General features: G+C 46.1%; 10 protein-coding genes and 1 riboswitch. Of the genes, 4 read left to right on the top strand and 6 right to left on the bottom strand.

Annotated features, from left to right (window positions below):
* Positions 1 to 100 precede the first annotated feature (100 nt).
* Entirely contained in the window at positions 101 to 550 is a 450-nt protein-coding gene (locus L7E55_RS16885) for a CBS domain-containing protein (protein ID WP_277445531.1), read from the top strand.
* Between the two features lie 83 nt (positions 551 to 633).
* Here the strand turns inward: L7E55_RS16885 and L7E55_RS16880 are convergent, their stop codons facing one another.
* Positions 634 to 1,326 (bottom strand): Crp/Fnr family transcriptional regulator, encoded by a 693-nt coding sequence (locus L7E55_RS16880; protein ID WP_277445530.1) that lies wholly within the window; start codon positions 1,324 to 1,326, stop codon positions 634 to 636.
* Between the two features lie 112 nt (positions 1,327 to 1,438).
* Between L7E55_RS16880 and L7E55_RS16875 the strand changes: the two genes are divergently transcribed.
* From L7E55_RS16875 to L7E55_RS16865, 3 genes are all read left to right on the top strand, one after another.
* Positions 1,439 to 2,164, top strand: a complete 726-nt coding sequence (locus tag L7E55_RS16875) for a 4Fe-4S binding protein (RefSeq protein WP_277445529.1) — start codon at positions 1,439 to 1,441, stop codon at positions 2,162 to 2,164.
* Between the two features lie 54 nt (positions 2,165 to 2,218).
* Positions 2,219 to 3,775 (top strand): hydroxylamine reductase, encoded by a 1,557-nt coding sequence (gene hcp / locus L7E55_RS16870; RefSeq protein WP_277445528.1) that lies wholly within the window; start codon positions 2,219 to 2,221, stop codon positions 3,773 to 3,775.
* 173 nt (positions 3,776 to 3,948) lie between these two features.
* Positions 3,949 to 5,034, top strand: a complete 1,086-nt coding sequence (locus tag L7E55_RS16865) for a GGDEF domain-containing protein (RefSeq protein ID WP_277445527.1) — start codon at positions 3,949 to 3,951, stop codon at positions 5,032 to 5,034.
* Positions 5,035 to 5,117: 83 nt separating this feature from the next.
* Here the strand turns inward: L7E55_RS16865 and L7E55_RS16860 are convergent, their stop codons facing one another.
* The 5 genes from L7E55_RS16860 to L7E55_RS16840 all read right to left on the bottom strand — a co-directional run.
* Positions 5,118 to 7,790: a PEP/pyruvate-binding domain-containing protein gene (locus L7E55_RS16860; protein WP_277445526.1), complete on the bottom strand. Its 2,673-nt coding sequence runs from the start codon at positions 7,788 to 7,790 to the stop codon at positions 5,118 to 5,120.
* Between the two features lie 138 nt (positions 7,791 to 7,928).
* A complete protein-coding gene (locus L7E55_RS16855) occupies positions 7,929 to 8,561 on the bottom strand; it encodes a TetR/AcrR family transcriptional regulator (protein ID WP_277445524.1) in 633 nt (210 codons plus the stop codon).
* A gap of 377 nt (positions 8,562 to 8,938) precedes the next feature.
* A riboswitch (cyclic di-GMP riboswitch) is annotated at positions 8,939 to 9,022 on the top strand.
* Between the two features lie 282 nt (positions 9,023 to 9,304).
* The gene (locus L7E55_RS16850; protein WP_277445523.1) at positions 9,305 to 10,522 is read right to left on the bottom strand and encodes an NADP-dependent isocitrate dehydrogenase; all 1,218 of its coding nucleotides are present in this window, start codon (positions 10,520 to 10,522) and stop codon (positions 9,305 to 9,307) included.
* Positions 10,523 to 11,000: 478 nt separating this feature from the next.
* Positions 11,001 to 11,375: a prenylated flavin chaperone LpdD gene (gene lpdD, locus L7E55_RS16845; protein WP_277445522.1), complete on the bottom strand. Its 375-nt coding sequence runs from the start codon at positions 11,373 to 11,375 to the stop codon at positions 11,001 to 11,003.
* A gap of 152 nt (positions 11,376 to 11,527) precedes the next feature.
* Positions 11,528 to 12,261 (bottom strand): sigma 54-interacting transcriptional regulator (locus L7E55_RS16840; RefSeq protein WP_277445521.1); only part of this gene is annotated, 734 nt, incomplete at its 5' end.

Raw genomic sequence — 12,261 nt, 5'->3', positions numbered from 1 at the left:
TCAAACTCTGGCCAATTTATTTTAAGTATTTCTTTTATTTTCGACGAATATCTCATGTTTAAATGTTACCATATTATGGTCTCACCGGGTACCCTCAAAAATGTATACTTTCCTAAACAATAAAAAAGTTATAACCGTGCAAGAGGATGCCACCATTGAAGAAGTAGCCGGAATATTAACGGAAAACAACATTTCCGGGGCACCGGTAATAAATAAGGAAGGAAATTTAGTAGGCATTGTTACCGAGGAAGACCTGCTGCACAAGGAAACAAACCCCAGAACTCCAGGTTTTGTTAATATACTGGGTGCTTTTATTTACATCAACGGGCTGGAAAGATACCGGGAGGACTTTAAGAAGCTTGCCGCCAATAAGGCCCTGGAAATAATGACTACTGACGTAATCACAGTCGACGGCGATACGGAAATTGAACAAGTGGCTGCTTTAATGGTAGATAATGATATAAATAGGGTGCCTGTCGTAGAAAACAACTCTATCATCGGCATTATTAGCCGGGCTGACATAGTGAAAACCCTGGCTCGCAGGTTTTAAGTCACCGTCTACCGAAAACCTGTATAACGGAAAAGTGAGCGGTTTATATGATGGCCGCTCACTTCCTTTATCTAATCCTACTGCTATACGGACATACCCTTGAGAGCATCCACCTCTTTGATTTTCATGGAATCCCTGTGAAACTCAATCACACCTTCATCCCTCAACCTGGACATCTCGCGTGAAAGTGACGGCCGGGAAACGTTCAGGAAGTCGGCAAGCTCGTTCCTTTTCAAAGGCATCATGAATGTGGTATTGCCCGTCCTTTTATACTGTTCTAACAGAAAAGTGCTGATCTTTTCCCTCAGGCTCTTTATTGCTAGGTATTCTACCTTCCGGTGCAGCATGAGCGCTTTGCCCGATACAATTTCAAGCATGTTCGTGATCAGCTGTCTATGGCTCATGCAAGAATTTTCACAGTTGCCTACGATCTTTCCAGCCGGCAGAAACATTACCGTGCAGGTTGTCCTGGCCGCCACCGTTACCGGCCAGACGCCGTCTCCTGAAAAAGCGGCCATCTCACCAAACATCTCCCCGGGGCCGCATACCGCCATAATGACCCGGTTGCCGGCCGCGTTCTCCTTGGCAACCACCACTTCGCCGGAAAGGACTACTCCCAGACCGGTAAATTTTTCGCCGGCAACGGCCACCCAATCATTCTTTTCGTAGCTGTTTACATTCGGCTTCAGGCATCCAAACACGACGTTCAATTCGTCCGGGCTAATTCCCCTGAACAATTCGCACTTAGATAATACTTTCATCCATTTCATATACATTTTATACTCACCTTTGTTTTTGGTAACCATGGCTACCGATTTTACGTTTCCAATATAATAAAATAACTTTAGAAAAGACGCAAGCAAAACATATTATAGGGGGTTTCCTCAGATGAAAAGAAAAATTGTTAAGATTGACGAAGAAAAATGCACCGGCTGCGGGCTTTGCGTCGATGCCTGTCACGAGGGCGCCCTGCAGCTTGTAGACGGGAAAGCAAAGCTATTATCGGAAAGTTATTGTGACGGCCTGGGAGCCTGTCTTCCTGAGTGTCCGGCTGGAGCCATAACCCTGGAAGAGCGTGACGCAACTGCTTTTGACGAAGAGGCTGTAAAAAAACACATGGAAACCAGACAAAATCCCGTGCTTGAAAAGCTTGCCTGCGGGTGTCCCGGCACTCTGGCAAGGATTATTGAGCAGCCCGAGAACCCGGCGCCCGTTATTCCAGCAGCGGGAAATGCTGCGCCGGCGGTATCACAACTTCGCCAGTGGCCTTGCCAGATTAAGTTGGTGCCGGTGAACGCTCCGTACTTCGACAATGCCAGCCTGCTTGTGGCCGCCGATTGCACAGCTTACGCCTATGCCAACATCCATAATGATTTTATGCGCAATAAAATCACCATCATTGGCTGTCCGAAGTTAGATGATATCGATTACACCGAAAAATTGACAGGAATATTGAAAGCGCATGAATTAAAAAGCGTCACCGTGCTCCGTATGGAGGTACCCTGTTGCAGCGGCATTGCCAACGCGGTAAAACAAGCGCTCATAAACAGCGGCAAAATGATTCCGTGGCGCGTTGTTACAGTCACCACCGACGGAAAAATTATGGAGGAATAGGCGTTAGCCATACTTATAACTTTAATATTTCAAAATAATCCAAGGAGGGAATTAATGATGTTTTGTTTTCAATGCGAGCAAACGGCAGGTGGAAAAGGTTGCGCTAAAGTAGGCGTGTGCGGCAAACAGCCGGATGTCGCCGGCAAGCAGGACGAATTAACCTGTGCCCTGGTAGGACTTGCCCGTGCCGCGCAAGGCAAGACCCCGGACAAGAATACGGACGCTCTGGTCATGCAGGGGCTTTTCGCGACACTCACCAATGTCAACTTTGACGGGAGCCGTATTGACGAGCTAAAAAGCCTTGTTCAAACTGAAAAAGCAAAACTGGGCGGAGTGGCGGACCTGGACTCCGACACTCTCTGGCAAGGTGATCCGGATATTGTATCACTTCGCTCCACTCTGCTTTTCGGGCTGCGCGGCATGGCGGCTTACGCGTGGCATGCGCGTGCGCTGGGCAAAAATGACGATGAAGTGACCTCCTGGTTATACCATGGGTTGCGTGCTATCGGCGAGGAACATTCAGTTGACGAGTGGCTGGGCTTGTTGATGGAGTTCGGCCAGGTCAACCTCAAGTGCATGGCCTTGCTTGACGAAGCCAATACTTCATCATATGGGCATCCCGTGCCGGTCAAGGTCCCCACAACAATTGAAAAAGGGCCGTTCATCGTGATCACCGGCCATGATCTGCATGACTTGAAGCAGCTTCTCGAACAGACTGAGGGCAAAGGTATAAACATTTACACCAACGGCGAAATGCTGCCCGCCCATGGCTATCCCGAATTGAAGAAATACCCGCATCTAAAAGGTAATTTCGGGACTGCCTGGCACAATCAGAAAAAGGAATTTGACGGCATACCGGCCCCGGTTATCTATACAACTAACTGTCTGATGCCGCCTCTGCCTACATATTCAGACAGGATCTTCACCACCGACGCCGTAGGCTACCCGGGCATCGAACACATACCGGGAGACAATGGCCGGAAAGATTTCACCCCGGTAATAAATAAAGCCCTTGAACTGGGCGGCTGGGCGGAAGACAAGAAGCTAACCGGCATCAACGGCGGTTCGGCACTGATGACCGGGTTTGCCCGCAACACTGTGCTTGGTGTTGCCGATAAAGTAATCGACGCAGTCAAAACAGGCGCTATCAAACATTTCTTCCTTGTTGGCGGTTGCGACGGCGCCAGGGCAGGCAGGAACTACTATACCGAATTTGTCAAAAAGACCCCGAAGGACACAGTCATCTTGACTCTAGCCTGCGGCAAGTTCCGCTTCAACGATCTGGACATTGGTGAAATCGGCGGCCTGCCGCGCATTATGGACATGGGCCAGTGCAACGACGCGTATTCCGCCATCCAGGTGGCAATCGCCCTTGCCGGCGCCTTTAACTGCGGGGTTAATGAACTGCCTCTGACACTTGTTCTCTCGTGGTACGAACAGAAAGCCGTGAGCATACTGCTGACGCTCCTGTCACTGGGTATAAAAAACATCTACCTTGGGCCCACACTGCCAGCGTTTATTTCACCGAATGTGCTGAACGTTTTGGTTGAAAAATTTGACATAAAGCCCATCAGTAACCCGGAAGCGGATTTAGAAGCGATTCTTGGATAGCTAGCGACATATAAGGAAGAGGCCGGAGGAAACCTTCCCTCCGGCTTCTTTAATTGCTGCAACATAACACTTGTTTAATGATTCACGAGGTTTTTTATATTTATGTTTAGAGGAATTTGCATAAAGGTAATGATATAATAAACTCATAACTTTAAGGTATGGCTGGTGCAATATTGAATAGTATACCTTTGTCAATTGATGATCATATAATTAAAAATCTTCCCAAGCGGTATCTTCTAGCCGCGATCCTTTGTTTTATAGGACTTGGAACAGACATACCATGGCTGTCTAACAACGCAAAAGAGATTTTTTTACTTCGCGGTCTTATGGTTGCCGGGGCGCTATCATGTTCATTCCTGAGTAAATACTGCAAAACGCGGTTTTCAGCTGAAGCCCTGACAACAGTGGCAACGTTGGGTTTAATTACAAATATGGCCGTAATCGGGTTGCTGGAAGGAACATATCTGACTGGTTACATGGCGGCAGTATATCAAACTTTAGTCTTCATAGTTGTTTTCATTCCAATGCGTACTAAAATTTTTATCGGTCTTCTCGCTGTAGTAGGTTTATTATGGTTTTGGATCTTTCCGGTTATCCTCTCGATCTCACCGGAGCCAAGGTTATTTCTCAGTCATATATTTGGTTATATAACCTATGCTTTTATGACTATAGCCGGAAATTATATTTTCTTTCAAGTGTGGGCTGAAAAAGAGAAACAACGGGCACACCTGGAAGTTCAAAGCCAGAAACTAAAGGATATAGCTAACCGTGACGGGTTAACAGGAATTTATAATTACCGGTATTTCCAAGAAAAATTTCCCGAGCTTGTAGAAAACGCAAAAAACCAATCTACGCCAATCTCACTTTGCCTGATTGACCTGGACGGCTTCAAGTCTATTAACGATACTTTTGGCCACGTAATAGGCAATAGTGTCTTAGAACACGTTTCCCAATGTCTCACTTCCTCAATACGAACCAAAGACATAGTGTATCGCATCGGCGGCGATGAATTTGCAATTTCCCTTCCGGACGTTAACAGCGGTCACGCGCGACAAATCATAGAGCGATTCCAGAGTAAATTGATTTCTACGGAACCCAAAGAAAATATTCCTCAAGTTAATTGTAGTATTGGCATCGCTGAATATTGCCAACAGTTACCTACGGCAAAAGCAATAATTGAAGCGGCTGACCGCGCACTATACAAAGCAAAGAAGCTAACTGATAATAAAGTTGTAGTGTTTTCGCCTGGCGAAATCTAAAGATAGCGACCTCCAGATCTCATGCTGTTTCATATTTGCGCGCAAAACTTCCGGCTGCTCCCTTCAATAACCGTCCCTACATTTTAATTTTGAAAATATACTTTTCCTTCATCACCGTCCACGACTATATTTTGTCCCTCTTCAATGACTTTCATAGCGCCCTGTACGTTTACCACTGCCGGAACCCCGTATTCCCGCGCCACTATGGACCCGTGCGACAAGTATCCTCCCGTTTCCATGACCACAGCGCAAGCTCTTAAAAACAGCGGGGTCCAGCCCGGATCAGTAGACGGCGCCACCAGGACATCCCCCGGTTGCAGCTTGTTTCCTTCACCCGGATGCCTGATCAGCCGGGCAACACCGGAAGCTTTCCCCGCGGCAGCCCCTACCCCCGGCAAAGAGTCACCGGAACTTAAAGCTGCAGGTTCAGAATAGACAGGCTCTTCTCCTAAGATAACGTCAGGCGGCATGAGCGACTCTTTTTCCCTCTGGCTTGCTTTTCGCGCCGCCACCAGGGTCCGCAGTCCGTCACCATTCCAATCCCCATCGAGTATGGAAACCAGATCCGACCAGGAGCAGTAGAAGATATCGCCAGACTCCTCAATAATGCCACGTTGAGTTAAACGGTCGCCTAGTTCCAGAGCCATCAAACGATAAGCTTTCAAGGCCATAACCATAACCGATTTGGTCATTTCCCGCACCGCCGCCCCGTCCCGGGCATCCTTGATACCTTTTTGGATCTCAGCCTGCTCTTCAGGAGGTATTTTTTCCGCTACTTCCGCCCAGGCCTGATTAAATTTCTCCTTTTGCTTGTTTTTCCATTGTTCGAGATTCGCGGTTGCCATGGTACTCTTAATGATATCCAGTAAATACGAGGGGTCTTCTTCCCACCTGGGGTTTATAATATCAAGCTCATAAACCGCCCGGTGCCCGTATTCCTTAATAAATTTCCGGAATTCTTTTTTAAAAGGAGAGCTTTCCGGCAAATGTTCTTCCCATGTGCAGGGGTTAAAGTTATCCCCAGTTAAATATTGAATGGCGGCTTTATCCTGACGGGCCAGTTCGGCCAGTTCAATCAGGCGGTATCCGTGGTCGGCGCTGGTTATTTTCAATTCCCCCCCAACCATCAATCCATTTAATGCAATCATCACTCTCGGCCCTAAATATCCATATAGTTTTTGGAGCAACGACCATAGTGGCAAGGTACCGACACCGCTTAAAAAAGAGAATTTTTCACAGTAGGCCTTAAAGATCTGGCCCAGTTCATTATATTTATCAATAAAATCCTGGTCAGGAATCCGGTCAAATCCATCTCCAATCAGGGACTCAACTGAACTGATAAATTCAGTAAAAGTACTGGTGGCGTTGGCGGCCGCCTCCATAATGAGAGAAACGCCTTTCATCGCGCGGCTTTGTCTTTCCAGGCCAATCTCACCCTTAAAGGGGTCGGAGTCTTCTATTTCTATCTCGGGCTGATGTCCACCCCAGAAAGGATTAAAATCTTTTGGCAGCATGCCGGTGGAATCATAGTAAGCCCACTGCAGCGCAGACATGTCGCAGTACAACCGGCCCTTCACAAAACGGGAGAATTGAAAACCCTCCGGCATAGGATAGCCGGGTTCTGAAAAACCAGTATACTGTATGGTATCAATGCTATTCTTCATTAACCGGCGATTCAAGGGACTGATAACCATGGGGACAGCGTCCCGGTAGTTACCGTTGGACCATATCCGTTTCTTGCTCTTTAATGCCTCAAAAGTATAACTGGGCAACGCGGTTACCGGCCGGGCCTGGAGCAGTACGAAATCCCGCCCGTCAAAGGCCCATTCCACGTCCTGGTGCTCCTCGCATTCTCCCAGCGACTCGAAGACCCGCATCAGGAGCAGGCCTAGTTTTTCAATATTCTCATCCGGCAGGACTTGCTGTGAAGCTAGATCACCATACGGCACGAAATGGGTTCCGCCGCTTGCGATAACCTCTGTTATCCCTTTCTTAGATCCAATCTTCTTTTTTTTGATATTAGGCATGGCTCTATAGGCCGATACATCAAGATAATAGGTGTCGGGTTCTATCGCACCGTTTACCACCGACTCGCCCAGCCCGAAGTTCGCGTTAACCACGAACATATCCTCCCGGCCAGTCTGCGGATCGCAGGTAAATGCCACCCCGGCTGCCTGGGCCTTCACCATCTCCATTATCACCACGGCCTGGCCCACTTCCTCGTCTTTAATACCCATTTTTCGCCGGTAAGCCACAGCCTGGGGCGTCCATAAGGACGCATAGCACCTTTTAATGGCGGATAAAATATTGTCTATGCCCAGGACATTCAAGAACGATTCGTGAATGCCGGCAAAAGACGCTTTAGCGGAATCTTCGGCAGAGGCCGATGACCTGACGGCAATTGGCTTATCAAGCATACCGGAGGTTTTCAGGTGGGAAACCAGTTCATCCCTGATATTTGATGGTATATGCCCGGCCCTAATCTTTTCCCTGAGCAGCAAAAGCTTACGCTCAATCTCCCTCTCCCCAATGTTGCCGATGTTAATACTTTGGCTAATTTCCCCCGTATCTTCAAGCAAATTGTTTTCTTCGATAAAACATTGGTATGCCCCGGCTGCAAGGACACCTCCGGCGGGAACCTTGAATCCATACTGTTCGAGCCTGCCCAGGTTCCATCCCTTCCCCCCGGCTGACTCCACCCCGGATTGAAAAGCTTCGGACCAAGAAAAAAAGAACCCTCCGCTGCTCTTTTCCATGCATATTCTCTTCCTTTCAAAAAGTTTTCCTTTTATTCTTCTACTATTGCTCTCTCCCTGTTTTTACTTTGTCTAATGCATTTAGATATACTTTTTCCATATTTATTACTTGCAACGATTTTAATCATGCCGTGCTGCTTATCTTTGGTTTTCTTTCCTGCCAATCGCCCCATAGATAAACAAATCTACTATTTTGGCGATCTCTTTACGCAGTTCATACTTGGATTTATCACCCAGCCAGTTCATAACAACTGAGCCGCGTAGAATATCCAACTGCAATACCAGCAGTTTTATTGAGATGTCCCGCCTGATCTCCCCCGTCTCCTGGCCATACCTGATAATCTCAGCCATAACACGCTGAGTGCCGGTTTCGCCATCACTATATGCGGACCCATGGCAAACGTTTTTAAAACGATAACCCAGGCATATGCCTGTAATCTCCGGGTTGATTTCCACCCATTCATAGGCTTTATCTAACGCCGCCAATAAGCGCGACCTTGTGTCAGGCAGGTTTTGCACAGAATCGATGATCTCTTGAGCAAACCCCTTGGAAACGCCTTTAACATACTCGTCAACGATAGCTTCCTTAACGGGAAAGTGATTATACAAGGTTTTCCTGGCGATGTCTGCTGCTTCGGCAATCTGTTCCATGGTTGTATTGTTAAATCCCTGACGCTGGAATAAATCCATGGCCACCTTAACGATTTTCCGGCTTGTCTCCCTTTTCTTCCTCTCCATTCTGCTTTCAACCGGCAGCTCCCCTGGTTCCATCGCTTCGCCTCCTATATGTTATTGAATTGCTGACCTGTAATAACGAGAAACAAAATATACTTATATACAAATTGTAATGATTTACATTGTGTATTTTTATAATTTTCTCTCATTATCGCCCGTATGTCAATCCCCATAATTGCTTTATTAGCATTTTCCTGAAATAAAAACGGCAGCCGTGAAAGCTGCCTTATGGGCACGCGTTTACTGTTAAAAAACCATTGTTTGGCCACTATTTACCTGCCCAGGAACCAGAATGGCGTCCACCTTGCGCATGTTGGCCGGTGGTGAATGGTATAGCTGTTCAAAAATTAAAAGATACAAAAAACAGGACCAAAGTCCTATTGACTAATATCGCTGTCGAAAAATAAGCTATTTGTAAGAAAGGGAAAACCCATCGAAAGATGGGGGCTCAAAGCCACGGGTCTAAAGCAACTTGCTATGATAGCCGGGCTGCCGTGAATAAATCTTACAGAGCTACCTTTCCTAAATAGGTAGTTTTTTTATGCAAGTAAGATGTTCAAAAATTTGATGTTTCAAGGCAATCAAAGTTTCCGAAAGGGTGGTAAATTTGTTAATGTTCTGGAAGGTAAAAACGATTAAGATTAAAATAACGCCTTCAACAATAATAAGAGCCATTCCTTACTTAATTAAACCGGAAATCAGGAAAGTCGCGGAAAGTTAAAAGCCCCCCCGCGGGGGCTGTCGACCGACCCTAATATATAAGGAATTTCGATCTCTCTTCATGCCGGTTGATGAGCACGGTATAACCGGGCCCTGACTTCTTCCAGAAACCTCCTGGTGCTAACTGTCTTCTTCTCCCCTTCCGCCAGCAAAGCCAAATCTTTGGTCAATATTCCTTCTTCTATGGTGTCAATGGCTGCTTGTTCCAGTTCGCCGGCAAATTGTATTAAATCACTGATGCCATCCAGTTCGCCTCTTTTTCTCAACGCCCCCGTCCAGGCAAATAAAGTGGCTACCGGATTTGTAGATGTCTCTTCACCTTTAAGATACTGATAATAATGCCTCGTCACCGTTCCGTGGGCAGCCTCGAACTCACAATAGCCATCGGGTGAAACCAAAACCGATGTCATCATGGCAAGGCTGCCGAAGGCGGTGGCCACCATGTCCGACATGACGTCACCGTCATAGTTTTTACAAGCCCAGATAAAGCCGCCGGTACTACGTACCACCCTGGCCACGGCGTCATCAATTAGTGTGTAGAAATATTCGATACCCGCTGCGGAAAACTTTTGGTGATACTCTCTTTCGTAAATGTCTTGAAAAATATCTTTGAAATTGTGGTCATATTTTTTAGAGATGGTATCCTTTGTGGCAAACCACAAGTCTTGTTTTTGATCCAGCGCGAAGTTGAAGCAAGACCTGGCAAAACTCGCAACGGACTGATCCAGGTTGTGCATGGCCATGACGATGCCGGGACCGGAAAAATCATGGATGAGCTCCTTTGACACATGTCCGTCCGCACCCGTAAAAATAATCTCCGCTTTTCCTTCCGCTTCAATCTTCATTTCCACCCCTTTGTAAACATCGCCGTAAGCATGCCTGGCAATGGTGATGGGCTTCTCCCACGTCTTTACAAAGGGCTTGATATTGTTAACGATAATCGGAGTGCGAAAAACCGTTCCGTCCAGAATTGCCCGGATGGTCCCGTTAGGGCTTTTCCACATCTGCTTCAAGCTATATTCCTCAACCCGCTGGGCATTGGGCGTGATGGTGGCGCATTTGACCGCCACGCCGTATTTTTTTGTAGCTTCAGCGGCTTCCGCTGTAATCCGGTCGTCTGTTTCGTCCCTCTTTTTAAGTCCCAGGTCATAATACACCGTTTTTAAATCTATGTAAGGCGTCAATAAAATATCTTTAATATGCTGCCAGATAATTCTGGTCATTTCGTCGCCGTCCATTTCAACCAATGGAACTTTCATTTGAATCTTTTCCGCCATATAATTCCTGCTCTCCTTCTAAAATCGATTCATGTTAGACATTATACAATAACTTGACAGGCAAAGAAACCATAAGCTTCTTCGTACCCGGAGGAGATGTTTGCAGCAAAAGGGGACACGCCACTTTCCGGAGCATCCCTTCGGACTTTTCCCGATGCAGGAAGGCGTGTCCCCTTTTCTTAACACTGCTGTCTACCCCGGTATTTTCGGCTCACCTATAATTCCTTCCGGTGTCACTTGTAAGTTGATGAAAGTTAGTGACACCTGCAGGGGTCTAGCTCAATTATTCCTACCGGGGCTAATTGGATTAACACAGGAAGCTTATTCAACCGGAAGATAGTCTAAAGCTGTGATATTTCTTTTACCACCAATCTCCCGAAGACTACACTAGCTTCGATTTCAATGTAAGCATTGTCTGGTTTGTAATTAAAATTGACCCATTACTAAAAATCAGGCTATACTCCCTTTCCAATACTAATTATTTTTTCGTCAGCATGCGCACCACATTGTGACAGTTTTCCACAATTTCTTTGATTACTTCAGGCCCAGCATTATCCACGTGTATACCTGCAACTACTACCACTGGTTTACTAAATGCTACTGCTATTTCTTCCGCGACAGGTTTGGCTACTTCGTCGTCTTTATGACCTAACATAGGTATAACGCTTGTGTTACAACTAATTTTTGAAACGTTGGAAAGGCTAGGCCTGGGTAGGCTTATTGCAACCGCTCCCACATGCGGCTTATCGCCGCCGTAAAGCTGTGCGACTAAACCGCCCCCAGCAGTCACAGAAACCATCAAGTTAACTCGGCATTTCCCAATACCCGAAGTATAAAAAACTTGCTCAACCAATTCATTCCCTCCCTCCAGAAGGACTTATTACACCTATTAAGTATAATTATCATTGACTTTATAAATCCTACCGTTATGTGCTTGCATTGACCACCAACGCTTGGATGTCTTCCAGAGCCAATAGGTTGAAATGGGCTTTCAACGAATTTCTTTTATCTTATATCATTAACACTGGCTTGAGCATCAACTTCCGCAAGTTTTCGCCACAAGGTAGTTCGTCCAATCCCCAACTTTCGGGATGCTTTTGTGCGATCCCCTCCACAAGAATCCAAAACGTGTCTTAAAATCTGCTTTTCCGCATCATCAACCATTTCTTTAAAGTTTCCTTGAACAGTGACGGTAACATTAATATTATCTACTGGTAACGTTTTCGTCGTTAAGGAATTACAATAACTAAATAAATTCTTTACTTGTCCCTTTAATTCGTCTTCCGTTAACCCTTTTGTTAATACCACCAGTCGACGAACTTTATTTTCCAACTCCCTAACATTGCCTGGCCAATTATAATTTGTTTGTTCAGCTAAATAATTGGCAAGTAATTTTTTTTGTTTTAAAGGTAGTTCACTATTTTTATTCATTATTTCCAGGGACAAACAATAAATATCCTCTATACGTTGACGTAAAGCCGGTAATACCAAACGCAAAATATCCAACCGGTAGAATAAATCCTGACGAAACTTTCCTTCGGCCAACAATTCACGTAAGTCTCTATGGGTAGCTGCAATGATCCGAACGTCAATCAATACAAGTCGTTCTCCTCCTACCCTGCGGACCTCTTTTTCCTGAATTACCCTTAAAAGCTTTGCCTGTACATCCAGGGGCATTTCACCGATTTCATCAAGAAATATCGTTCCCCCGTGCGCTAGTTCAAAAAGACCGGCCTTGC

The organism is Pelotomaculum isophthalicicum JI, from assembly GCF_029478095.1.
GTDB classification, from domain to species: domain Bacteria; phylum Bacillota; class Desulfotomaculia; order Desulfotomaculales; family Pelotomaculaceae; genus Pelotomaculum_D; species Pelotomaculum_D isophthalicicum.
Note: the sequence above shows the minus strand (reverse complement) of the source record. Positions and strands in the feature narration are given on the sequence as shown.